The following is a 24,402-nucleotide window of genomic DNA, read 5'->3' on the forward strand; positions in this document are numbered from 1 at the left end:
ATCTCGCATGAGGCACAAAAGTCCCGGATTTCGCAGCGCTCCATCCGGGCTACAGAATCTCAAACCCCCGCCATCATCACGTATTTGATCTCGACATATTCTTCCATGCCGTGATGCGAGCCTTCGCGCCCCAAGCCGCTCTCCTTGACGCCGCCGAAGGGCGCGACTTCGGTGGTGATCAAGCCGGTGTTGACGCCGACCATGCCGGATTCCAGCGCTTCGGCGACGCGCCAGACGCGGCCGAGATCGCGGGAGTAGAAGTACGAAGCCAAGCCGAATGGCGAGGCGTTGCACATTGCGATGACGTCGGCTTCGTCCTTGAAGCGGATCACCGGCGCAAGCGGGCCGAAGGTTTCCTCCTGCGCCACCAGCGAGTCCGGTTTGACGTCGGAGAGCACGGTCGGCTCGAAGAAGGAGCGTCCGAGCTCGCTGCGCTTGCCGCCGGTGACAACCTTGGCGCCCCGCTTCACGGCGTCCGCGATGTGACGCTCGACCTTGTCGACCGCTTTCAGGTTGATCAGGGGACCTTGCGTGACGCCGCTCTCAGTACCGTCGCCGATCTTCATCGCCGCGACCTTCTTCGACAGTTTTTGCACGAACTCGTCGTAGATCTTGTCCTGGGCGTAGAGGCGGTTGGCGCAGACGCAGGTCTGACCCATGTTGCGGTACTTCGAGACGATCGCGCCTTCGACCGCGGCATCGATATCGGCATCGTCGAACACCACGAACGGCGCATTGCCGCCGAGTTCGAGGCCGAGCCGCTTCACGCCGACCGAGGCCTGCCGGTAGAGAATCTTGCCGACCGCGGTCGAGCCGGTGAAGCCGACGAAGCGCACCGCCGGATGTTCGCACAGCACCTTGCCGATTGGCGGCGCATCACCGGTGACGATGTTGAACACGCCCTTGGGCACGCCGGCCCTCTCCGCGAGCACCGCAAGCGCCAACGCCGACAGCGGCGTTTCGTTGGCGGGCTTGAGCACCACGGTGCAGCCGGCCGCGAGCGCCGGCGAAACCTTTCGGGTGATCATCGAGTTCGGGAAATTCCACGGCGTGATCGCGCCGCAGACGCCGATCGGCTGCTTGATCGCGAGCAGGCGCGCATCGGGCCGCTGGGTCGGGATGGTCTCGCCATAAACCCGACGGGCTTCCTCGGCGAAGAACTCGACATAGGCACCGCCGATATCGACCTCACCGAGCGCTTCGGACAGCGGCTTGCCCTGCTCGGAGGTGAGGATGAGCGCGAGATCCTCGCGGTTGGCGACAATCAGCTCGAACCATTTGCGCAGGATGTTGGAGCGCTGCTTGGCCGTGTGCTTGGCCCAGGCCGGAAAGGCGCGCTCGGCGGCCTCCACCGCCTTGGTCGTGTCGTCCGCACCGAGTTGCGGAATTTTCGCGAGCTCGACGCCGGTGGCGGGATTGTTCACCGCGAAGACCGGCGAGCCGACCCAGGCGCCGTCGATGTAGCAGGCTTCCTTCAGCAGCGAAGGGTCCTTCAACCGGTCGCGCAGATTGGACGTGACTTGCGGGGCGCGTGCGGCGACGGTCGGGGTCATGGCGTTACTCCTAGGGCGATCGGATCGGCCCGGAATATAGCGACAGACGGCACGCAATGCACCGTCCGGCAATGCACATCTGCCTTTAGCTAAACGGGAGCGGCGATCTTATTGTGTGAGCATGATCTTTCCGGAAAACCGCTGCACATTTTGCGCTAGCGGGGCCCTCCGGGTCCGGATCATGCTCTAGGCTGCGCCGCTCAGATAGGTCTCGCGACGGCCGATCATGCGCTCGGCGGCTGCCTTGGCGTCGGCCTTCGAGGACGTCGCCAAATTTGCATCCAGTGTTAACGTCGGCCGCGCGATCGGACCGGGTGCTGAACGCCGCAATGCACAAAATGTTTCAGGTGCTCGAAAACTTTTGAAACGTACCGCCCGGGGCCATCCACGGTCGGGCGAAGTGCGGCCATCCACCGACGATCGTGACGAAGTGTGGTGTGACGAAGTGTGGCAGTTCAGACGCCATGTCTGTCCTGCGCGGGGCGCGGACCGTCAAGTCACGACATCGCGACCGCGGCAGGTGCGTGGATGTGCTTGCCGCGCGGAGCACGCGGGAGGACAATCGATCACTTCCAACAATAATCAAACCGGAGGAAAAGCGTATGCAGAGCCAAGCACAGATCGACGAGATTTTGCGCCAGAAGAGCGACGCAAAGGAGATTCCCGGCGTCGTCGCCATCGCTGCCAGCGGTAACGACGTGATCTACCAAGGCGCATTCGGCAAGCGCGACTTGTCCAAGCCTGATCCGATGACAGACGATAGCGTGTTCTGGATCGCCTCGATGACGAAGGCGGTGACGACCGCCGGAGCGATGCAACTGGTCGAGCAGGGCAAGCTGTCATTGGATGCGCCGATCGGTTCGGTGCTGCCCGACCTCGCCAACCCGCAGGTGCTCGAAGGATTTGATGCCAAGGGCGAGGCGAAGCTGCGGCCGGCGAAGGGGCCGATCACGCTGCGCCAGCTCATGACCCACACCGCTGGCTTCTGCTACAACATGTGGAATGGCGATAATGCGATTTATCTGGAGAAGACCGGCACGCCGGCGATCACGACCTGCCAGAATGCCGCGCTGAAGACGCCGATCGCGACCGATCCCGGCACACGCTGGGAATACGGCACCAATATCGATTTTGTCGGCAAGGCGGTGGAAGCCATCAGTGGCAAGCGGCTCGACGCTTACTTGCGCGACAATCTGTTCGCCCCGCTTGGCATGAGCGATACCGCTTTCAAGATCACCGACGACATGCGCAAGCGTCTGGTCGGCATGCATGCGCGCGGCGAGGACGGCCAGCTCGCTGCGATCCCGTTCGAGCTCGAGCAGGAGCCGGAATTCCACATGGGCGGCGGCGGCCTCTATTCGACCGCAGGCGACTACATCAAGTTCACCCAGATGATCCTGAACAAGGGCCGCGGCAACGGCAACCAGGTGCTCAAAGCCGAGACGGTCGCGATGATGGGGCAAAACCACATCGGCGATCTCAACGTCACCAGAATGAATTCGGTGGCGCCGATGTACACCAACGACGTCGATCTCTATCCGGACCAGGTGAAGAAATGGGGCCTGAGCTTCCTGATCAACACCTCCAGGACGCTGGAAGGCCGCAGCCCGAACAGCCTCGCCTGGGCGGGCCTCGCCAACACCTACTACTGGATCGACCCGTCGCGCGATGTCACCGGCGTGATCCTGATGCAGGTTTTGCCATTCGCCGACGCGAAGTGCCTGGAGGCATTCGCGGGATTCGAGCGTGGCGTGTATGCCGGGCTCGATGCCGAGGGTGGGCAGAAGGCGGCGTGAGGCGCCACAACTCTCACCACCACGTCATGGCCGGGCCTCGTCCCGGCCATCCACGCCTCACCTCGCGGCACGAAGAACGTGGATGCCCGAGACAAGCCCGGGCATGACGACGGAGTGTTTGGCGAACATCTGCCTCCAATGACGGGGACAGAGAGCCGAGCTCTACCCCGTCAGCCCGCGCTGCTGCGCCAGCTCTTTCAGCGACACCTGCGGGCGTGCGCCGATGTGCTGGATCACTTCGGCGGCCGCAAGTGCGCCGAGCTCGCCGCATTGCTTGTAAGCCAGGTTGCGCGCCAGGCCATACAGGAAGCCGGCGGCGAAGAGATCGCCGGCGCCGGTGGTGTCGACCACCTGCTTGACCGGAAACGCGGGCGCGGCGACGGCATCTTCGGCCGACACCACCATGCAGCCCTTCTCGCTGCGGGTGACCACGCCGAGATTGACATCGTTGCGCAGCTGCTTCAGCGCGGTGTCGAAATCCGAGGTCATGTAGAGCGAATGCAGCTCGGATTCGTTGGCGAAGACGATGTCGACGGTGCCGTTGCGCATCAGCCCCAGAAACTCGTCGCGATAGCGGTCGACGCAGAAGGAATCCGACAGCGTCAGCGCGACCTTGCGCTTGGCATCATGGGCGATCTTGGCCGCCTTGACGAAGGCGTCCTTGGCGTTCTTGGGATCCCAGAGATAGCCTTCGAGATAGACGATGCCGGCAGAGGCGATCTCGGCCGGATCGATGTCGGCCGGCGACAGGTCCTGCGCGGCGCCGAGATAGGTGTTCATGGTGCGCTCGCCGTCGCCCGTGACCAGGATGTAGGAACAGCCGGTCGCAGGGCCATCCTTTGCTGCGGGCGTGTTGAAGGCGACGGCGGCGGCGCGGATGTCGTGGACATAGAGCTTGCCGATCTGGTCGTCCTTGACCTTGCCGACATAGGCCGCGCGTGCCCCGAGGCTGCCGATGCCGACGATGGTGTTGGCGGCCGAGCCGCCCGAGACTTCCGTCGCCGGTCCCATATCCTTGTAAATGGCGGCGGCCCGCGCCTCGTCGATCAGGGACATGCTGCCCTTGGTCATGCCGTGCTTGCCCAAAAAGGCTTCATCGGTCTTGACCAGCACGTCAAACAGCGCGTTGCCGATGCCGAGAACGTCATATTTCACGTCAGCCATTCACCTTGATCCTGTTGGCGGATTGCGATTGCCGGGAAAATCCGCTTCCTGTCGGCCTGGAATCTGGCTCGCGGCCTATCACGACCGGGCCTTCGCGGGCAAGCAACGGTATTATGCACGTCCAATGATCCGCTCCTTCCTGACCGTCTCGACGGGAACACTGGCCTCGCGGCTGCTGGGCTTTGCCCGCGATTCCCTGATCGCGGCGCTGCTCGGCACCGGCGCCGTGGCGGATGCGTTCCTGGCGGCGTTTCAGCTCGTCAACGTGGTCCGGCGGCTGCTCAGCGAAGGGGCGCTGAACGCGGCGCTGATTCCGGCCTGGCTGCGCGTCCGTGACCGCGGCGGCGAGGCTGCCGCGGCGGCGTTCGCCGGACGCGTGCTCGGCATGGTCAGTGCGGCCCTGATCGCAGTCTCGATCGTCATCGCGCTCCTGATGCCGCTGATCATCACGATCATCGCGCCCGGATTTCTGGGCAGCAGCACGCTCGATCTCGCCGTCCAGAACGCGCGGCTGATGCTGCCTTATCTCGCCTTTGCGGGCCCCGTCACGGTGCTGATGGGACTGCTCAACGCGCAAGGCCGCTTTGCTCTCACGGCGTTCTCGCCGCTGCTGTTCAATATCGCCCTCATCGCCTCAATCGCGGTGCTCCTTGTCTGGCATGCCGATGCGACCTTCGCCGCGTGGATGCTGGCAGCGACGGTCGGCATCGCAGGCCTGTTGCAACTCCTGATGCTGCTGTCGCAGCGAGGTGCACGCCTTGCGACGCCGTTGCGCCTGAGCTTCGACAAGGAGATGCGTGCCTTCTTTGCCAAAGCTGTCCCCGGCATGATCGCAAGCTCGGGCCCGCAATGGCTGATGGTCGCCGGCGCGATCATTGCCTCCGCCACGCCCTCCGCGGTCTCCTGGCTCTATTTCGCCAACCGCTTGATCGAGCTGCCGCTCGGCATCGTCGGCGTCGCCATGGGCACGGTGCTGGTGCCGGAGCTGACCCGCACGGTCGGCAGCGGCGACCGTGACGCGGGCGCGCATGCGGAATCGCGCGCACTGGAGCTTGCGACCGGGCTGGCGCTGCCGGCGACGCTCGGCCTGGTCGTGCTGGCCGAGCCGATCGTGCGGCTGCTGTTCGAGCATGGCGCGTTCGGCGCCGATGACAGCATTGCGACCTCCCACGCGCTGATGTGGCTGGCGCTGGGCTTGCCGGCCCACGTGCTGATCAAGGCGCTGTCGCCGGCCTTCTTCGCCCGTAGCGACACGATGACGCCTTTGCTGGCGACGGCGAAAGGCTTCGTCGTCGCGGTCGCGCTCGCCGTCCTGCTCGGTCACTTCTTCGGCGCAACCGGGATCGCCGCGAGCATCGCGGCCGGCGCCTGGAGCAGCGCGCTCTCCCTGCTACGAAAAGGCGCGACCGAGTTCGGCTTCTCGATCGACGCGGCCGCCCGAAAACGGCTGCCGCGGATCGTGCTCGCCGCGCTCGCCATGGGTGCCCTGCTCTGGCTGACAACGGGGCTCGTGCCCAGCGACAGCCATAGCCTGGTCCGCTTCATTGCCCTTGGCCTGCAGATCGCGGCAGGAATCGCCGTCTACGGTTTGCTCCTCCAGATCCTCGACGTCGCCTCCTTGCGCGAGGCGGTTAACGCGCTGAGGCGCCCGAGCTAACCCTCCCCTGGCGCGCGAGCCTCCAAATTACCCTTGACGGGGCAGCGCCGCTGTTGGAAACGACGGCCGAATACCTCCAGAAAGGCTTGCCAGGAAAGCTTACCATGCCATTCGTTGAACGGGTCTTTTCGGGCGTCCAGCCGACCGGCAATCTGCATCTCGGCAATTATCTCGGCGCGATCGTCAACTTCGTGAAGATGCAGGACACCCACAATTGCATTTATTGCGTCGTTGACATGCACGCGATCACGCAAGGGGTGGACGTCTGGGGCGGGCCGGCCGAGCTCGCGCGCAACACCCGCGAGGTGACCGCGGCGTTCATCGCGAGCGGCATCGATCCGAACAAGCACATCGTGTTCAACCAGAGCCAGGTCTCGGGCCATGCCGAGCTCGCCTGGATCTTCAACTGCGTCGCGCGCATGGGCTGGCTCGGCCGCATGACCCAGTTCAAGGAGAAGGCCGGCAAGGACCGCGAGAACGCCTCCGTCGGGCTGTTCGACTATCCCGTACTGATGGCGGCCGACATTCTGCTGTATCGCGCCACCCACGTTCCGGTCGGCGAGGACCAGAAGCAGCATCTCGAGCTCTCGCGCGACATCGCGCAGAAATTCAACAACGATTTCGCTGATTCCATCCGCAGCCGGGGCACCAATGACGGCCTGTTCTTCCCGTTGCCGGAACCGCTGATCACGGGGCCGGCCACGCGCGTGATGAGCCTGCGTGATGGCACCAAGAAAATGTCGAAGTCGGACGCGTCGGACAATTCGCGCATCAATTTGACCGACGATGCCGACACCATCGCGCAGAAAGTCCGCAAGGCAAAGACCGATCCGGAGCCGCTGCCGACCGAGGAAAAGGGCCTGGAAGCGCGTCCCGAGGCCGACAATCTCGTCGGCATTTTTGCCGCGCTCTCCGGCCGCTCCAAAGCCGACGTGCTGCGCGATTTCGGCGGCGGCCAGTTCTCCAGCTTCAAGAATTCGCTGGTCGAGCTGTGCGTCACGAAGCTCGCGCCGATTGCCGGCGAGATGAAACGCCTCGTCGCCGACCCCGGCCATATCGACGCGATCCTGAACGATGGCGCCGACCGTGCCCGCGCCATCGCCGATGAGACCATGCAGCTCTCGAAGGACATCGTCGGCTTCATCCGCCGGCGCTGATGACCGTGGTTGCGAAGTCTGGCCGACGCCGCAGCGTGGGGGACCCTCTCCCAAACCAACGGGGAGTGTGGCAGCATGCCGACCGCGCACACGCCGGGACATGCATGACCAGCAAGCGACTTTGCTTCGAGCCGGGGCACAAGCCCAAATGCCTCGTCATCGTCGATGACACCGCCGAATGGGATCGCGCGGTCTATTACGCCAGCCGCTGGGCGATCCGCGCCGGCGGCGGCGTGGTCATGCTGCGCATCATCGAGCCCGAGCAGCAGAGCCAGGAATGGCTTGGTGTCGCCGACATCATGCGCGCCGAGGCGCATGAAGCGGCGGAGGCCGCACTCGACCGCGCCGCCGGCCGCGCCAACGGCATCGCCGCGATTACGCCGGAACGCGTCGTCCGCGAAGGGGCCGCGATGGAACAGCTGCTCGGGGTGATCGACGATGATCCTGATATCGCCATGCTGGTGCTCGCCGCCAATCCCGGCGCGGAAGGGCCCGGACCGTTGGTCGCGCTGCTTACCCATGCGGTGGGTACGTTCCCGGTGCCGGTGACGATCATTTCCGGAGCACTGAGCGACCAAAGCGTGGATTCGCTGTCGTAGCTTTCCGCGTCCGGAGCATGGCCAACCCAATATTCGTCATGGCCGGGCTTGTCCTGGCTTGTCCCGGGCATCCACGTTGTTGGTCCCACGAAGTAAGGCGTGGATGGCCGGGACAAGCCCGGCCATGACCGTGCCATGACCGTGCTGGAATTTTCAGGTGCCCTAAGCTGATGATTTAACAACGAAATAGGCCTCCCCGCCCCTTGACCGTGCGTTCGCCGTCGCCATCTGCTACTGGATAGCTCACGCGCCGGCCTTGAACCGGCGACGTTCGGAGAAAAGCGATGTTCATCCAGACCGAAGCCACCCCCAATCCCGCCACGTTGAAATTCATTCCCGGCCGCGCCGTGATCGACGGCAGCCCCATGGAGTTTGCCAGCCGCGAAACCGCGGCGCGCTCGCCGCTCGCCGAAAAGCTGTTCGAGGTGCCCGGCGTCACCGGCGTGTTCTACGGATCGGACTTCATCACCGTGACCAAGGCCAACGGTGAATGGCAGCAGCTCAAGCCCGCGATCCTCGGCGCCATCATGGAGCACTACATGTCCGGCGCGCCGCTGCTCGCCGACGGCGCGGCCGCAAGCGATGCCGATCTCGACGACGAGGACGAGTTCTTCGACGAGGCCGATGCCGAGACGGTCGACATGATCAAGGATCTGATCGAGACCCGCGTGCGGCCGGCGGTCGCCAATGATGGCGGCGACATCACCTTCCGCGGCTTCAAGGACGGTATCGTCTATCTCAACATGAAGGGCGCCTGCTCCGGCTGCCCGTCATCGACCGCGACGCTCCAGCACGGCATCCAGAATTTGCTCAAGCATTTCGTGCCGGACGTGGTCGAAGTCCGGCCGATGTAAGCTGGACGCCGGATGCTCCCACACCATCATGCCCGGCCTTGTGCCGGGCATCCACGTTCTTGGGGCTGCAAAGGCGTGGACGGCCGGGACGAGCCCGGCCATGACGACGAGCATTCCGTGACGGATGGTGCTACGATCGTTCCATGCTGATCCTTGCCATCGATACCGCGCTGGGGGCATGCGCGGCCGCCGTTCTCGACACCGACGCCGGCCAGCTTCTTGCGCAGGAGCAGCTTCTGATGAAGCGCGGCCACGCCGAGGCGCTGATGCCCCTGATCGCGCGCGTGATGCAATCGGCCGATCTTGCCTTCACCTCGCTCGACCGCATCGCCGTCACCGTCGGCCCCGGAAGCTTCACGGGCCTGAGGGTCGGCATTTCGGCGGCACGTGGCTTTGCGCTTGCGGCGAAGCGGCCCGCCGTCGGGCTGACGACGTTATCGGCCTATGCCGCCACTATCGTCGGCCAGAGCGGAGCGGCGCCGGTGATCTCGGCGATCGATGCGCGGCACGATCACGTCTACTTCCAGATCGTGGCCGGCGACGGCAGCCAGCTGGTGCGGCCGAGCGTCGCTCCAATCGACGAGGCGATCGCGGCCTCGCAATTCGGCGCGCCGCATCTGGTCGGCAATGCCGCAAATATCCTCGCCGATCGTTGGCCGAAGGATGGTCCGCAACCCGTTGCGGTCGACGCGCAGCCCGCGCCCGATATCGGCTGGGTCGCGTGGCTCGGAGCTGCGGCCGATCCCGAGACAAATCCGGCGCGGCCGTTCTATCTGCGCGCACCCGATGCAAAGCCGGCCGCACAGCTCGCAGCACAAGCCGCAACCTCATGATGAGATGGTTTTCGGAACGGTGGCGCGGCGGCACGGCCGCCGTCGAGTCAGCGTCCACGCGCGACGCCGCGCGGCTGGCGCAGCTGCACGGCGAATCCTTTGCCCGCGGCTGGGGCGAAGGCGAGTTCGAGAGCATGATCGGCGAGCGCAACACGCTCGTGCATCGGTTGCGGCTCGGCCGCAAGACAATCGGATTCGCGGTCTCGCGGATCGGCGCGGACGAAGCGGAAATCCTCTCTATCGCGATCGACCAGACTCACCGCGGCCGCGGCCTTTCCCGCACACTGCTGATGACGCATCTCGGCCACCTTGCAGGGCGCGGCGTGCGCACAATATTTCTCGAAGTCGAGGAAAATAACCAGCCGGCGCGGCTGCTCTACGACCGAGCCGGATTCATGGTGGTCGGGCGCCGCGAACGCTACTATAAGCAGCCCAACGGGGAACAATTGAACGCACTTCTGATGCGACGTGACTTGTCGTAACATTGATGGCAGAAAGCGCTCCGTCAGGCGGACACCCTATGACTGGACTTAAACCTTCCTCCGCATCCAAGGCGACCGGCGTCGAGGCACGCTGTGCCGCCACCGGCATGCGCATGACCGAGCAGCGCCGCGTCATCGCCCGCGTGCTGGCGGAAGCGGTCGATCACCCCGACGTCGAGGAGCTGTATCGGCGCTGTGTCGCCGTCGACGACAAGATCTCGATCTCGACCGTATATCGCACCGTCAAGCTGTTCGAGGATGCAGGCATCATCGAGCGCCATGATTTCCGCGAGGGTCGCGCGCGCTACGAGACGATGCGCGACAGCCATCACGACCACCTCATCAATCTGCGCGACGGCAAGGTGATCGAGTTCACCTCCGAGGAGATCGAGAAGCTCCAGGCCGAGATCGCGCGCAAGCTCGGCTACAAGCTGGTCGACCATCGGCTCGAGCTCTATTGCGTTCCGCTCGACGACGACAAGCCGACGTCTTAGTTCAGTGCCAATAGACCTCATCATCTTCGATTGCGACGGCGTGCTCGTGGACAGCGAGGTGATCTCCTGCCGCGCGCATGCGGATGTGCTGACCAAGCACGGCTATCCGATCACATCGGAGCAGGTTCTGGTCCGCTTCCTCGGCGTGTCCGAGAAAGACGCGCGGCGCATGGTCGAACAGGAAATCGGCCGCAATCTCCCGAACGATCTCGAGCAGCAGGTGAATGCGGCTACGCTGCAATTTTACGCCAGCGACCTGCAGCCGATCACCCATGTCGCCGCGGCGATTGGCGCAATCGATTTGCCCAAATGCGTTGCATCGAGCGGCACACCGGAGAAGATCCTTCATGGCCTGACTTGTGCCGGGCTATACGACCTGCTCGCGCCGCACATCTTTTCAGCGAGCCAGGTCGCACGCGGCAAGCCCGCGCCTGATCTGTTTCTGTTTGCCGCCGAACAGATGAAAACCGCTCCGGAGCGGTGCCTCGTGATCGAGGACAGCGTTCCCGGGGTGACCGGCGCACATGCCGCCGGCATGAGCGTGCTGGGCTTTCACGGCGGCAGCCACTGCCCGCCAGGCCACGCCGAGAGGCTGCGCGCCGCCGGCGCCGGATTGACGTTCGACGATATGCGGCAATTGCCGGACCTGGTGCGCCGCGTCGATGCGGACGCCATCGCCGGCTGAAATCGCCATTCCAGGTCCCCGCACGCCCGGAAAGCCGGAATTGCCGGTTTTGGCCCACAATTCCGGCTCCGCGCATGCAAGCGCCCCGGGAATGACGGCCTAAAACCCTCTCATCGCTGGATTTTCGCCGCTACAGCCTATATCTGGGGGCGATCCTCCACCTCAATTCCGGGTTCCATGAAGCCGCCGCGCAAGCTGCACATCAAATCATATGGCTGCCAGATGAACGTCTACGATGCCCAGCGCATGGTGGACACGCTGGCTCCGGAAGGATTCGTGGAGACGGCCAGCGCGGAGGAGGCCGACCTCGTCATCCTCAACACCTGCCATATCCGCGAGAAGGCCTCCGAGAAGGTCTATTCCGAGCTCGGCCGGCTGCGCGTCGCCAAGGACGAGGCCGCGCGCGCAGGCCGCGCGATGCAGATCGCGGTCGCGGGCTGCGTGGCGCAGGCCGAGGGCGAGGAGATCGTGCGCCGTGCGCCGGTGGTCGACGTCGTGGTCGGCCCGCAGAGCTATCATCATCTGCCCGAGTTGCTGAAGCGCGCCGGCGACGAAGGCCGCGCGATCGAGACCGAATTTCCCGCCGCGGACAAGTTCGGCTTCCTCGCGCAACCCAAGCCGGATGCGATCCGCGCGCGCGGCATTTCCGCCTTCGTCACGGTGCAGGAAGGCTGCGACAAGTTCTGCACCTTCTGCGTCGTGCCCTACACGCGGGGCGCCGAAGTCTCGCGGCCTGTCGCGAAGATCGTGGACGACGTGAAGCGGCTGGCCGACAACGGCGTGCGCGAGCTCACGCTGATCGGACAGAACGTCAACGCCTATCATGGCGAGGGACCCGACGGAAAAAGCTGGCGGCTCGGCAGCCTGCTCGAGCATCTGGCGCGGATTCCCGGCGTTGCGCGGCTGCGCTATTCGACCAGCCACCCCCGCGATGTCGATGACAGTTTGATTGCAGCCCATCGCGATCTCGGCGAGCTGATGCCGTTCGTCCATCTGCCGGTGCAGTCGGGTTCGGACCGGATTCTCGCCGCCATGAACCGGAAACATACCGCCGATGATTATCGGCGTGTCATCGACCGATTCCGGTCTGCGCGCCAAGACATTGCTTTTTCATCAGATTTTATCGTGGGCTTCCCGGGCGAGAGCGAGCAAGATTTTCTCGCCACCCTCGCACTTGTCACGCAAATCGGCTACGCTGCAGCGTATTCGTTCAAATACTCCGCCCGGCCGGGAACGCCGGCCGCGGACTTGCAGGAGACGGTGTCCCCAGCCGACATGGACCAGCGATTGGAGCGGCTCCAGGAACTGATCGACAGCCAGCAATCGGCCTTCAACAAGGCTGCGATTGGCTCAACGGTCGATGTGCTGTTCGAGCGTCCGGCCCGCAAGGAGGGCCAGATCGTCGGCCGCACTGCCTTCCTCCAGCCTGCGCATGTGATGGCGTCGCCCGACATCATCGGAAAAATCCTGCCGGTGCGCATCGACAGCCTCGAGCGCTATAGCTTTCTCGGTGAGCTCGTGACGCCGCGCACGGCGCGCGAGCCCGCTTTATCGCAAATCGCCACTGGAGCCTGAACCCTTGCCCAAAAGCGCATCGGATTCGTCCTCGTTCGCTCCCACCCGCAAATTTGACCGCGACATGCAAGTTCCGCCCGAGACCCAGGTCGTCATCGACTTCGACGACAATCGCGCCGCTTCGGCGCTGGTCGGCCCCTACGGCCAGCATCTCGCGCAGATCGAGCGGCGGCTCGGCGTCGTCGTCGATTCCAAGGGCAACCACATCACGATCGGCGGCAGCCGCGACGGCTGCGACGCCGCGCGGCGCGTGCTGGAGACGCTCTACGCTCAGGCGGCAAAGGGGCAGGATCTCGACCAGGGCGAGGTCGAGGGCGCGATCCGCGCCGTGATCGCGCAGGGCTCGCTGTTCGAGTTCGACGCCAAGTCGCCCAAGTCCACCTTCGACAGCATCAACTTGCGCAAACGCCCGGTGCGCGCACGCACCGCAGCGCAGGACTCCTACATCCGCGCGCTGAAGCGCCATGAGCTGGTGTTCGGCATCGGCCCTGCCGGCACCGGCAAGACCTGGCTCGCGGTGGCGCATGCCGCGCAACTGTTCGAGCGCAAGGAGGTCGACAAGATCATCCTGTCGCGCCCGGCCGTCGAGGCCGGCGAGCGGCTCGGCTTTTTGCCCGGCGATCTCCGCGAGAAGGTCGATCCTTATCTTCGCCCGATCTACGACGCGCTCTACGACCTCATGGACGCGCGCATCGTCGAGCGCGCGCTCCAGACCGGCGAGATCGAGATCGCGCCGCTCGCCTTCATGCGCGGCCGCACGCTGACCAACGCCGCCATCATCCTGGACGAGGCGCAGAACACCACGTCGATGCAGATGAAGATGTTTTTGACCCGCCTCGGCGAGAACAGCCGCATGATCGTGACCGGCGATCCCTCGCAGATCGACCTGCCGAACGGCCAGACCTCGGGCCTCGCTGAGGCGACGCGTCTGCTGAGCGGCGTCGAAGGCATTGCGCAAGTTCATTTCAAAGCCGAGGACGTGATCCGCCACGAACTCGTGGCACGAATCGTCTCCGCCTATGAAGGGCTACCGCAGCGGCCGGCCGCCGGTAAATCCTGACGAGACAACAGCCGGACCATACGGGCGCGGACACGGCGCCCTTTCGTTCCGAATAAACAAGATGTCACATCCAAACCTTCCCATGACCGAGGTCCTCGTCGTCGCCGATTGCTGGCAGAGCGAGCCCGACGCCGAAGCCGTGATCCAGCGCGCGGTTGCGGCCGCCGCCGAGAGTGTCGACGAAGACGTCGCAGGGGCGGAAGTGGCCGTCATGCTGACCGATGATACCGGCATCCGCACGCTCAACAGCAACTGGCGCGGCCTCGACAAGCCGACCAACGTGCTGTCGTTCCCGGCGCTCCAGCCGGAGGGCGAGTGGAAGCCCGGCGATGCGCCGCGCATGCTCGGCGACATCGCTATCGCCTATGAAACGATGCGGCGCGAGGCGGACGAGGAACAGAAGCCATTCGACCATCATTTGAGTCATCTCGCCGTGCATGGTTTCCTGCACCTGATCGGCTACGACCACGAGAACGACGGCGACGCGGAGGAGATGGAAGCGCTCGAACGAGAGATCCTGGCCCATCTCGGCATTCCCGATCCCTATGCAGACCGCCCGGGGACGCATTGAGATGCCGGATTCCGACCCGATTCACGACAATCCGCGCAATACGGCCAATTTGCCGGTCGTGGTAACGCCCGGCGAGGTGACGCGCCCGACCGCGGAAGGCTGGCTGCTGCGTGCCATTCGCAGCCTGTTCGGCTGGAAGGCCGGATCGGTGCGCGACGATCTCCAGGTCGTGCTCGATGCCTCGACGCCTGACGACACGGGTTTCTCGACCGTCGAGCGCACCATGTTGCGCAACATCCTCGGTCTGCACGAGCGCCGCATCGCCGACGTCATGGTGCATCGCGCTGACATCATCGCGGTGAAGCGCGACATTCCGCTCGGCGAGTTGATGGACCGCTTCGAAAGCGCCGGTCATTCGCGCCTCGTCGTCTACAACGAGACCTTGGACGATCCCGTCGGCATCGTCCACATCCGCGACCTGCTCGCCTTCATGACCGCGCGTGCACGCGTGTCGGACGCCGCCAAGACCAAGCGCAAAAAACCGCTGCCGGCCGGGCTCGATCTGCGTACCGTCGACCTCGCGCTGCCGCTCGGGGAGGCGCGCATCATCCGCAAGCTGCTTTACGTGCCGCCGTCGATGCGGGCGATCGACCTGCTGGCGCAGATGCAGGCCACGCGCATTCATCTGGCGCTGGTGGTCGACGAATATGGCGGCAGTGACGGGCTGGTTTCGCTGGAGGACATCGTCGAGCAGATCGTCGGCGAAATCGACGACGAGCACGACAGCGACGAGCCGCCCTCGATCGTGCGCCTGCCCGACAACGCCTTCATCGCCGATGCCCGCGCCAGCCTCGAGGACGTCCGCGCGGTGATCGGCGAGGATTTCGTCACCGGCGAGGCCGGTGAGGAGGTCGAGACGCTCGGCGGCTATCTCGTCAGCTTCGTCGGGCGCCTGCCGGTGCGCGGCGAGGTGATCTCGGGCCCAGGCAATTACGAGATCGAGGTGCTCGATGCCGATCCGCGCCGCGTCAAGCGGCTGCGCATCGCGACGCGGAAGGAGCGTCCCGCGCCGCGTACCCAGCGCGAGAGCCGCCGCCGCGAGGCCGCGCCGGAGAGCGGTCAGCCACCTTCGAGCGATACGCCCACCCCGCCGCCGAGCGACGGGTCCGGTCCGCAGTGACCCCATTCCAGCGGCTTCGGCAGATTGCGCTTGCCATCATCCTCACCTGGGGATGGAAGCGCGCGCTCATCGCGATGGGCTGCGGCGCGCTGTCGGTGCTGGCGCTGGCGCCGTTCAACGTCTTTCCGGTGCTGTTCATTACTTTCCCGGTGCTGGTCTGGCTGATCGACGGGGCGGGCGCCGGACGATATCGCGGTGTCCCCGCCGCGGCGTTGACCGGCTATTGGTTCGGGCTCGGCTATTTCGTCCCCGGCCTCTACTGGATCGGCTACGCGTTCTTCGTCGACGCCGACCTGTTCGCGTGGCTGACGCCGTTCGCCGTGCTTGGCTTGCCGGCCTATCTCTCCATCTTCACCGCGATCGGTTTTGCGCTGGCCCGCCTGCTCTGGACCAAGGATGCCACGCGCATCTTGGCCCTCGCCGCAAGCCTCACCATCGCCGAATGGCTGCGCGGTCACGCGTTAACCGGCTTCCCCTGGAACGCGTTCGGCTATGCCCTGTCCGAACCGCTGCCGCTGGCGCAGACGGCGTCGCTGATCGGCCTGTGGGGCATGACGTTCCTCGCGATCGCGATCTTCGCGAGCCCCGCGGCGCTGATCGACCGCACGCCTGATCGCCGCCCGGCGTGGCGCGCGCCGACTGCTGCGATTGCGCTTCTGATCGTCATGAGCATCTTCGGCGCGATCCGACTGTCGCTGCATCCGACCACGATGGTCGCGGGCGCCAAGCTGCGCCTGATGCAGCCGGACCTCCAGCAGAACGCGAAATTCAACTACGCCGCCAAGGCGGAGGTGATGAAGAAATATCTGGCGCTGTCGGACCGCGCCTCGGGGCCGCAATCGACCGGCGTGCGCGATGCCACCATCCTGATCTGGCCGGAATCCGCGTTTCCGTTCTTCCTGACCCGCGAAGCCGACGCGATGGCCGGGATCGCCGAGCTTCTGCCGAAGGGCACGGTGCTGATCACGGGCTCGGTCCGCGCCCCCGACTTGCCGCGGGGCACACCGATCACGCGCGCCTATAATTCGATCTACGTGATCGATCACGACGGCAGCGTGCTCTCGGTCTACGACAAGCTGCACCTCGTGCCGTTCGGCGAATTCCTGCCCTACCAGGGCCTGATGGAGAAGCTCGGCTTCGAGCAGCTCACGCGCGTGCGCGGCGGCTTCATTCCGGGCACCGTGCGGCATGCACTGCCGGTGCCCGGTGCGCCGCCCGCGCTGCCGCTGATCTGCTACGAAGCAATTTTTCCAGGCGAGGTCGCCGGCCGCAATGAGCGCCCCGGCTGGATCGTGAACCTCACCAATGACGGCTGGTTCGGCATCTCGACCGGCCCCTATCAGCATCTGGAGCAGGCGCGGATGCGCGCGATCGAACTCGGACTGCCGCTGGTCCGCTCCGCCAATACCGGCGTCTCGGCGGTGATCGATCCGGTGGGACGAACCGTTGCCAGCCTCGGCCTCGGCGTGGAAGGCATTTTGGATGCAAGCCTGCCCGCCGCAATCCCGCCGACCGTCTATGCGCGGGTGGGCGACGTGCCCGCAGCCATGCTGGTTGCGCTGGCAGTGATGCTGGCGGTCCGCCGGCGTGCTGCCAAACGGCACCCCTGATCACGCCTCTCGCCGGCGCAGCGGCCAGAATCCTTTGACAACCGTAGTCCCACGGTTGACAGACTGCACGCGCGCTCCTCATTCTGCACCGGCTGCAAAAGACAGTGGGTGTTGCTAAATTTCTCCGCAATGTTTCCCAATAAGAGGGTCTGATTTTGACGATGCTGGCACCGGAGGCATTCTTGTGATTGCGCCGAAGGTGATGTTTGGAGGCTGAGGAAATGTCGAAAGCGCCCAACCCTGTTGACAAATATGTCGGCAGCCGCGTGCGTATGCGCCGCATCATGTTGGGCATGAGTCAGGAAAAGCTCGGTGAAGCTTTGGGCCTGACTTTTCAGCAGGTCCAGAAGTACGAGAAGGGCACGAATCGCGTCGGCGCGAGCCGCATTCAGCAGATCGCCGAGATTCTCCAGGTGCCGGTGTCGTTCCTGTTCGAGGGCGGACCGAGCGGCGTAGCTGGCCCGGACGGCTTCGCCGAAGGCGCTTCGCCCTCCTACGTGTCGGACTTCCTCGCGACCTCCGAAGGTCTCGCTTTGACCAAGGCGTTCACCCGGATCACTGATTCGAAGATGCGCCGCTCGATCGTCGATCTCGTCGAGCAGATCGCGGCCCGCGAAGGTCCCGACAAACGGTGACGCGACGTCTCAATCCGATTTGAGACTGCGTCAAATCTGGCCTATGTCGTCATTTGCGGCCGCGTTTTGGTGCGCGCCTCTTCGATGATGCGGTTCAAAGGCACAGATGCGTTCATGATTAAGTCCAATTGGTTCGATTCCCAAACTATTCTCGATGGCATCCGCCGCTGGGTGGAGATCGAGACGCCGACGGAAGCACCTGAACAGGTCAACAAACTGATCTCTGTGGTCGCGGAGCAATATCGCGATCTGCCCGTCGCGCTCGAACGCGTCGGCGGCGTCGGCGGCTGCGGCGATCATCTCGCCGCTCGCTCGACCTGGGGCCAGGACCGGCCGGGAATTCTGGTGCTGAGCCACCTCGATACCGTTCATCCCATGGGATTCATCGAGCGCCTGCCGTTCAAGGTCGAAGGCGACAGCGCGTTCGGTCCCGGTATCTACGACATGAAGGGTGGCGCCTACGTCGCCCATCACGCCTTTCGCGCGCTCTGCGCCGCCGGCGATCGTTCGCCACTCGGTATCACGCATCTGTTCACCTCCGACGAGGAGATCGGCAGCCCCACCTCCCGCGCGCTCATCGAGACGGAAGGGCGCAAGGCCAAATACGTGCTGGTGACGGAGCCCGCGCGCGACGGCGGCAAGATCGTCACCGGCCGCAAGGGCGTCGGACGATTCCGCGTGTTCATCAAGGGCGTGCCCGCACATGCCGGCACGCGGCCCGAAGATGGCCGCAGCGCCGTCCGCGAGCTTGCCAACGTCATCCTGGCGCTGGAAGGCATGAACGATTTGACACGCGGCGTTACGGTGAATGTCGGCGTGGCGCGTGGCGGCACGCGTCCCAACGTCACGCCGGAAGAGGCCTATGCCGAGGTCGACCTGCGCGTGCCGAGCTTTGCCGATGCGGAAGAGTTCGTCGGCAAGATCCTCGGGCTGACATCGAAGACCGAAGGCGTCACCGTCAAAGTCGTCGGCGAACTCAATCGTCCGCCTTACGAGAAGAGCAATTCAGGTGCCTCGCTGTACCAACATGCGAAGGCGCTTGCTGCCGAGATCGGCTTCGATCTGATCGACACCCATACCGGCGGCGGCTCGGATGGCAATTTCACCGCCGCGCACACCGCGACGCTCGACGGGCTCGGCGTCGACGGCAAGGGCGCACATACCCATTATGAGCAGCTTTACGTTTCGTCGCTCGAGCCGCGCGCGCGGCTGCTCCATCGCCTGTACCAGACGCTGCGATGAGCGAACGCAAATCAGATCCCGATCGCGAGGACAGCGAGCGCGCCTTCTTCGGGCGCCGCAAGGGCCACAAGCTCAGGCAGCACCAGGCCGAGCTGATCGATCATCTGCTGCCGCATCTTGCGCTCGACATCAACGGCGAGGCGCCGGCGAATGCAGGCGATATCTTCGATCCCGCTGCGGACGATGTGCGGCTCGAGATCGGCTTCGGCGGCGGCGAGCACCTTGCCGCGGAGGCGCGGAATTTCGCCGCGACCGGCTTCATCGGCTGCGAGCCCTATGTCAACGGCATGGCAAAAATCCTCGCACAGATCGAGGCCACGAACATCGTCAACATCCGCTTGTTCGCGGGCGATGCCGCCGAGTTGCTGGCCTGGCTGCCACAGGCATCGCTGTCGCGGATCGACCTGATCCATCCCGATCCCTGGCCGAAGCGGCGTCACTGGAAGCGGCGCTTCGTCCAGGACCGGACCATCGCTGCGATGGCGCGCGTCTTGAAAGTGGGCGGCGAATTCCGCTTCGTCTGCGACATCGACGATTACTGCGCCTGGACGCTGTCGCATCTTGCGCGCTCGCGGGATTTCGTCTGGCTCGCGCAACGCGCCGACGATTTCCGGCAGCCATGGGCAGGCTACACCATGACGCGATACGGCAGGAAGGCCACGCGCGAGGGGCGCAAGACGACCTATCTGCGGTTTCGCAGGCTCTAGATCGTCTGCCGGTTGCGCCAGAATTTCACGACGCGCTCGGCGGTCGCCGGCATCAGGCGCGTGAAGTTCATGCGCGCGGCCTCGATGTCGGCATCGGCCGGCGTGCGATGCGGTCCGTGCCACAACAGAACGAGCGCGCGCACCGTGGGCCAGCCCAAGTTCAACATGCGCCCCAGGATCAGGATCGGATCGCAGCGGTCGCCCGCGATCAGGCGATCGAGGATCGAGAGACGGACGCCGGACAGCGCCGAGAGCGAGGCGATCGATTCCTCGTATTTGTGCGCCTTGGCGAAGCCGAGCAGCGCGCTCTCGCCGAGATGACCCCCGCGATGCAGGCCGAGCACCGTGCGCTGCGCCGCCGAAAAATCGCGTCGCGGCCCGGGGGGCAGCGTCGCCTCCTCGATCGCCGACATCGCGCGTTTGATCTCGACCTGGCGCGCGGGGTTGACCACGCTGGAGAGACGGCGGCGGATAACGTCGAGCGTGCCGTTCAGCAGTTCCTTGAGGTGCTCGCCGGAGAGGTCCTCGCGCTGACCGATCTTGAGCGTCAGCACGCCGTCCTGCGCCGCCCGCTTGATCAACTCCGAATAGCCACCGGGCGAGAACGCCGCGCCGGCATTGCCGGCGGCATGGCGCACCACGTCGCGATCGCCGCGCTCGATCAGCACGTCGGTCACCACAGCCGACAAAGCGGGGCGCTCCGTCATCGCCAGCAGATGCCCCTGGCCTTTCAGCCGCGCGATCTCGAGCAGCGCAGCTTCGTCGAGCACGGGCGAGCGGCGCAGCACGGGGCCTGCCACCGTGATCTCGTTTTCACGGGCGAGCTGTTTCACCAGATGCGGCGGCGCGTTGCTCAGGCGCGAAAAGCGTTCGGCGAGATCGATGCGCGAGGCAAGCTCGGCATGCGGGACGAGATCGATCAGCAAATTGTCGAAGAGATCGACGAGATCAGGACGGAGCTTCTCGGCATCCTGGAAGAACAATGCAGAGATGGCGCGCGCAATTTCGCCACGACGTCGTAGATCGCCGCGTTTGACGATATCGTCCAGTCCGGGAATCAGCGACGTGGCAACGGTCATGAGAGCGCAACTCGGATTTGGCACGCCGTGGGCGCCCCATAACTCAAGCCGCCCGACAATCAGGGAATTTAGGCCTCCCAGGTGAAGGAAGCGTTGCGCGGGGGCCGCAGACTGGCTGCAAAAAGCCACATCAGACCCGCGATGGGCCTTGTCCGGGAGGGTGGAAAGGGCTATATCAGCGCCAATTCACCTTCTCATACGATCCGCGTAATGAGAGTGGGCCCGAAAGGACCCGCTCTTTTTTGTTACCTGAACGCAGTTTGGCAGAAGATGCCCGGCCGACGACCTGTCGGGATGAAGAGTTCCAAAGCAGGCTCTGCAAATCTTAACCTGCGCAAGCCTTAACCAAGCCTTAACCATCGAGCGCCTTGACCCCTGATATGACCGAACCGCACCCTGGTTCCACAGATGCCGAGTTGCTGGCCGAGCCGAGGCTCGTGGTCGAGCCCGGCGCGGCGGCGCGGGTATCTGCGGTTGCGGGTCCGGTGCTCCAGGGCATGGGCTATCGCCTGGTGCGGATCCGCATTTCCGGAGAAGCCGGCTGCACCGTGCAGATCATGGCCGAGCGGCCGGACGGCTCGATGCAGATCGAGGATTGCGAGGCGATCTCGCGGGCGCTGTCGCCCGTGCTGGACGTCGCAGACCCCATCGAGCGCGCCTACCGGTTGGAGATTTCCTCACCGGGGATCGACCGGCCGCTGGTGCGGCGCTCCGATTTCGAACGCTATGCCGGTCATCTGGTCAAGGTCGAGATGGGAGTCGCCCATGAGGGGCGGAAGCGGTTCCGCGGCACGATCGGTGCCGTCGAAGGCGACCGCGTGCATCTGACCCGCGACGACGTCAAGGCCGGCGAAACCGCGGAAGTTCTCCTGACGATGGAGGATATCGGCGAAGCGCGGCTGGTGCTGACCGACGAGCTGATCGCGGAATCCATGCGCCGCGGCAAGGCCCAGGCACGCGAGATGCGCCGCAATCTCGGCCTGGAGCCGCCGGCCGCACCGCACGCCAGCATCAGCGAAAAAACGACCAAGAACACCAAGCCGACAAAGAAGCCGGCGCCGACCAATACAAAGAAGCCGGCACCGACCAATACGAAGAAACATCGCCTGGCCGCCGAACGCGCGCGACGGGGCGAGATCGAGCCTGACGAAGGAGACTAGCCATGGCAGTCAGCGCCAATCGACTTGAATTGCTCCAGATCGCCGATGCCGTTGCGCGCGAGAAATCGATCGACCGCGGCATCGTCATCGCGGCGATGGAGGATGCCATCGCCAAGGCGGCGCGGGCACGTTATGGCAGCGAGACTGACGTTCACGCCGAGATCGACCCGAAGAAGGGCGAGCTGCGGCTGTCGCGCCACATGTTGGTGGTCGAGACGGTCGAAAATCATTCCAACCAGATCTCTCTGGTGGATGCGCAACGCGCCAATCCCGGCGCCCAGGTCGGCGACACCATCGCCGATACGCTGCCGCCGCTGGAATACGGCCGCATCGCCGCGCAATCGGCCAAGCAGGTGATCGTGCAGAAGGTGCGCGAGGCCGAGCGCGACCGGCAATATCAGGAATTCAAGGACCGCATCGGCGACATCGTCAACGGCGTCGTCAAGCGCGTCGAATATGGCAGCGTGATCGTCGATCTCGGTCGCGGTGAAGCCATCATCCGCCGCGACGAGATGCTGCCGCGCGAAGTGTTCCGCAACGGCGACCGCGTCCGCGCCTATATCTTCGACGTGCGCCGCGAGACCCGCGGCCCGCAGATCTTCCTCTCCCGCACCCATCCGCAGTTCATGGCGAAGCTGTTCGCGCAGGAAGTGCCGGAAATCTATGACGGCATCGTCGAGATCAAGGCGGTGGCCCGCGATCCCGGCTCGCGCGCGAAAATCGGCGTGATTTCCCGCGATTCCTCGGTCGACCCGGTCGGCGCCTGCGTCGGCATGCGCGGCTCGCGCGTGCAGGCGGTGGTGAACGAATTGCAGGGCGAGAAGATCGACATCATTCCCTGGTCGCCCGACATCGCGACCTTCGTGGTCAACGCGCTGGCGCCGGCCGAAGTCTCCAAGGTCGTGATCGACGAAGACCGCGAGCGCATCGAGGTCGTCGTGCCCGACACCAACAACCAGCTCTCGCTGGCGATCGGCCGCCGCGGCCAGAACGTGCGTCTGGCCTCGCAGCTCACCGGCTGGGACATCGACATCCTGACCGAGCAGGAGGAATCGGAGCGCCGCCAGGCCGACTTCGAGAACTCCACCCGCGTCTTCATGGAATCGCTCAACGTCGACGAGGTGGTCGGCCAGTTGCTGGCATCCGAAGGCTTCACCTCGGTCGAGGAGCTCGCGATGGTCGACGTCAAGGAGCTCGCCGGCATCGAAGGTTTTGACGAGGAAACCGCGCAGGAACTGCAGAACCGCGCCCGCGAATATCTCGAGCAGCAGGAAGCCGAGCTCGAGGCCAGGCGCAAGGAACTCGGCGTCGAGGATGCCGTCAAGGATGTGCCCGGTGTCACTTCGAAGATGCTGGTGAAGTTCGGCGAGAACGACATCAAGACCGTCGACGACCTCGCCGGCTGCGCCACCGATGATCTGGTCGGCTGGACCGAGCGCAAGGAAGGCGGCGAGCAGACCAAGTTCGCTGGTGCGCTCGACGGCCTCGAGGTCTCCCGCGACGATGCGGAAGCGATGATCATGCAGGCCCGCGTCAAGGCCGGCTGGATCACCGAGGCTGACCTGGCCAAGCCGGCCGAAGAGGCTGAGGCGGCTGAAGATCAGCCGGCTTAAGGGCAAAGGAGAATGTCGCCCGGATGCTCGCAGATACTGACCACGATCTCGACAATGGCCCGCGGACCGAAAGGTCCGCGACCATGCGGATGTGCGCGGTCAGCCGCGAGGTCCGGCCGATCGACGAGCTGATCCGCTTCGTCATTTCGCCCCAAGGGGACATAGTTCCCGATCTCAAGCGCAAGCTGCCCGGACGCGGTATGTGGATCACCGCCTCACGCGAGGTGGTTGCGGAAGCCGTGCGGCGTCACCAATTTAGCAAGGCCTTCAAGCGCGAGCTGCGCACTCCCCAGACGCTCCCCGCCGATATCGAGGCGCTCCTGGTTCGGAGCGCCACGGAAGCCCTCGGGATCGCTGCCAAGGCGGGCCAGGTCGTAGCCGGCTTCGGCAAGGTCGAGAGCGCCCTGCGGGAAGGCACGGTCGAGGTCCTGATCCACGCCAGCGACGGGGCCGCGGACGGAATCCGCAAATTGGACATGCTGGCGCGGCAAAATGACGTAAATCGCGGCGCCAAGCCGCAGATTCCCGTCGTCACGGCACTGAAATCGATAGAATTGGATTTGGCACTGACCCGGTCAAATGTGATACATGCTGCCCTGCTCGCGGGCCCGGCGAGCAGGTCATTCCTGTCACGTAGCCAGATGCTGGTCCGATACCGGATGGCGGACGATGACAAGATTGCCGAAAAGCCCGGCCAGGATTTCTGAGAGACAACGACGACCCCGATAGGACGGTGCGGCAACGCACAACAACTGA

At 64.7% G+C, this 24,402-nt stretch carries 23 protein-coding genes; 20 read left to right on the top strand and 3 right to left on the bottom strand.

Features of this window, described 5'->3' with window-relative positions; genetic code table 11:
- Positions 1-59 precede the first annotated feature (59 nt).
- Positions 60-1,553, bottom strand: a complete 1,494-nt coding sequence (locus IVA80_RS04030) for an NAD-dependent succinate-semialdehyde dehydrogenase (RefSeq protein WP_247425822.1) — start codon at positions 1,551-1,553, stop codon at positions 60-62.
- A 602-nt stretch (positions 1,554-2,155) separates the two neighbouring features.
- On the opposite strand from IVA80_RS04030, the gene IVA80_RS04035 reads away from it, so the two are divergent.
- The gene (locus IVA80_RS04035) at positions 2,156-3,349 is read left to right on the top strand and encodes a serine hydrolase domain-containing protein (RefSeq protein ID WP_247425824.1); all 1,194 of its coding nucleotides are present in this window, start codon (positions 2,156-2,158) and stop codon (positions 3,347-3,349) included.
- A 162-nt stretch (positions 3,350-3,511) separates the two neighbouring features.
- Here IVA80_RS04035 and IVA80_RS04040 read toward each other — a convergent pair whose 3' ends face one another.
- Complete coding sequence (locus IVA80_RS04040; RefSeq protein WP_247425826.1) at positions 3,512-4,513, bottom strand: adenosine kinase; 1,002 nt, start codon at positions 4,511-4,513, stop codon at positions 3,512-3,514.
- 124 nt (positions 4,514-4,637) lie between these two features.
- Between IVA80_RS04040 and murJ the strand changes: the two genes are divergently transcribed.
- The 16 genes from murJ to IVA80_RS04120 all read left to right on the top strand — a co-directional run bounded on the left by murJ (position 4,638) and on the right by IVA80_RS04120 (position 19,794).
- Positions 4,638-6,170, top strand: a complete 1,533-nt coding sequence (gene murJ / locus IVA80_RS04045) for a murein biosynthesis integral membrane protein MurJ (protein WP_247425827.1) — start codon at positions 4,638-4,640, stop codon at positions 6,168-6,170.
- 104 nt (positions 6,171-6,274) lie between these two features.
- Positions 6,275-7,327 carry a tryptophan--tRNA ligase gene (trpS, locus tag IVA80_RS04050; RefSeq protein ID WP_247425829.1) on the top strand — a complete coding sequence of 351 codons (1,053 nt, stop codon included), beginning with the start codon at positions 6,275-6,277 and terminating at the stop codon, positions 7,325-7,327.
- 104 nt (positions 7,328-7,431) lie between these two features.
- Positions 7,432-7,926 carry a universal stress protein gene (locus IVA80_RS04055; RefSeq protein ID WP_247425831.1) on the top strand — a complete coding sequence of 165 codons (495 nt, stop codon included), beginning with the start codon at positions 7,432-7,434 and terminating at the stop codon, positions 7,924-7,926.
- Between the two features lie 284 nt (positions 7,927-8,210).
- A complete protein-coding gene (locus tag IVA80_RS04060; protein WP_247425833.1) occupies positions 8,211-8,780 on the top strand; it encodes a NifU family protein in 570 nt (189 codons plus the stop codon).
- 143 nt (positions 8,781-8,923) lie between these two features.
- The gene (tsaB, locus tag IVA80_RS04065; protein WP_247425835.1) at positions 8,924-9,613 is read left to right on the top strand and encodes a tRNA (adenosine(37)-N6)-threonylcarbamoyltransferase complex dimerization subunit type 1 TsaB; all 690 of its coding nucleotides are present in this window, start codon (positions 8,924-8,926) and stop codon (positions 9,611-9,613) included.
- On the top strand, positions 9,610-10,095 hold the full coding sequence (gene rimI, locus IVA80_RS04070; protein ID WP_247425837.1) for a ribosomal protein S18-alanine N-acetyltransferase: 486 nt from the start codon (positions 9,610-9,612) through the stop codon (positions 10,093-10,095). The genes tsaB and rimI overlap by 4 nt, the downstream gene beginning before the upstream one ends.
- A 38-nt stretch (positions 10,096-10,133) precedes the next feature.
- Positions 10,134-10,589 carry a Fur family transcriptional regulator gene (locus IVA80_RS04075; protein WP_247425839.1) on the top strand — a complete coding sequence of 152 codons (456 nt, stop codon included), beginning with the start codon at positions 10,134-10,136 and terminating at the stop codon, positions 10,587-10,589.
- A 4-nt stretch (positions 10,590-10,593) separates the two neighbouring features.
- Complete coding sequence (locus IVA80_RS04080) at positions 10,594-11,274, top strand: HAD family hydrolase (protein WP_247425841.1); 681 nt, start codon at positions 10,594-10,596, stop codon at positions 11,272-11,274.
- Positions 11,275-11,451: 177 nt separating this feature from the next.
- Complete coding sequence (miaB, locus tag IVA80_RS04085) at positions 11,452-12,849, top strand: tRNA (N6-isopentenyl adenosine(37)-C2)-methylthiotransferase MiaB (protein ID WP_247425843.1); 1,398 nt, start codon at positions 11,452-11,454, stop codon at positions 12,847-12,849.
- Positions 12,850-12,913: 64 nt separating this feature from the next.
- Positions 12,914-13,909 (top strand): PhoH family protein, encoded by a 996-nt coding sequence (locus IVA80_RS04090; RefSeq protein WP_247425846.1) that lies wholly within the window; start codon positions 12,914-12,916, stop codon positions 13,907-13,909.
- An 82-nt stretch (positions 13,910-13,991) separates the two neighbouring features.
- Positions 13,992-14,480 carry an rRNA maturation RNase YbeY gene (gene ybeY, locus IVA80_RS04095; RefSeq protein WP_247425848.1) on the top strand — a complete coding sequence of 163 codons (489 nt, stop codon included), beginning with the start codon at positions 13,992-13,994 and terminating at the stop codon, positions 14,478-14,480.
- 1 nt (position 14,481) lies between these two features.
- Positions 14,482-15,600: a hemolysin family protein gene (locus IVA80_RS04100; protein ID WP_247425850.1), complete on the top strand. Its 1,119-nt coding sequence runs from the start codon at positions 14,482-14,484 to the stop codon at positions 15,598-15,600.
- Positions 15,597-17,210: an apolipoprotein N-acyltransferase gene (lnt, locus tag IVA80_RS04105; RefSeq protein WP_247425852.1), complete on the top strand. Its 1,614-nt coding sequence runs from the start codon at positions 15,597-15,599 to the stop codon at positions 17,208-17,210. Before IVA80_RS04100 ends, lnt begins: the two co-directional genes overlap by 4 nt.
- Before the next feature lie 221 nt (positions 17,211-17,431).
- The gene (locus IVA80_RS04110) at positions 17,432-17,845 is read left to right on the top strand and encodes a helix-turn-helix transcriptional regulator (protein ID WP_007598327.1); all 414 of its coding nucleotides are present in this window, start codon (positions 17,432-17,434) and stop codon (positions 17,843-17,845) included.
- 84 nt (positions 17,846-17,929) lie between these two features.
- Positions 17,930-19,087 carry a M20 family metallopeptidase gene (locus IVA80_RS04115; protein WP_247425855.1) on the top strand — a complete coding sequence of 386 codons (1,158 nt, stop codon included), beginning with the start codon at positions 17,930-17,932 and terminating at the stop codon, positions 19,085-19,087.
- On the top strand, positions 19,084-19,794 hold the full coding sequence (locus IVA80_RS04120; RefSeq protein ID WP_247425857.1) for a tRNA (guanine(46)-N(7))-methyltransferase TrmB: 711 nt from the start codon (positions 19,084-19,086) through the stop codon (positions 19,792-19,794). The genes IVA80_RS04115 and IVA80_RS04120 overlap by 4 nt, the downstream gene beginning before the upstream one ends.
- Here IVA80_RS04120 and IVA80_RS04125 read toward each other — a convergent pair.
- On the bottom strand, positions 19,791-20,873 hold the full coding sequence (locus IVA80_RS04125) for a DUF2336 domain-containing protein (protein ID WP_247425859.1): 1,083 nt from the start codon (positions 20,871-20,873) through the stop codon (positions 19,791-19,793). The genes IVA80_RS04120 and IVA80_RS04125 overlap by 4 nt on opposite strands.
- 380 nt (positions 20,874-21,253) lie before the next feature.
- Between IVA80_RS04125 and rimP the strand changes: the two genes are divergently transcribed.
- The 3 genes from rimP to IVA80_RS04140 are packed head-to-tail and all read left to right on the top strand — an operon-like array spanning position 21,254 to position 24,353.
- Positions 21,254-22,033, top strand: coding sequence for a ribosome maturation factor RimP (gene rimP / locus IVA80_RS04130; RefSeq protein WP_247425861.1), 780 nt, complete (start codon positions 21,254-21,256; stop codon positions 22,031-22,033).
- A gap of 2 nt (positions 22,034-22,035) precedes the next feature.
- Complete coding sequence (gene nusA / locus IVA80_RS04135; protein WP_247425864.1) at positions 22,036-23,646, top strand: transcription termination factor NusA; 1,611 nt, start codon at positions 22,036-22,038, stop codon at positions 23,644-23,646.
- 23 nt (positions 23,647-23,669) lie between these two features.
- Entirely contained in the window at positions 23,670-24,353 is a 684-nt protein-coding gene (locus tag IVA80_RS04140) for an RNA-binding protein (protein ID WP_247425866.1), read from the top strand.
- Positions 24,354-24,402 lie beyond the last annotated feature (49 nt).

The organism is Bradyrhizobium sp. 139, assembly GCF_023074175.1.
Lineage (GTDB): Bacteria > Pseudomonadota > Alphaproteobacteria > Rhizobiales > Xanthobacteraceae > Bradyrhizobium.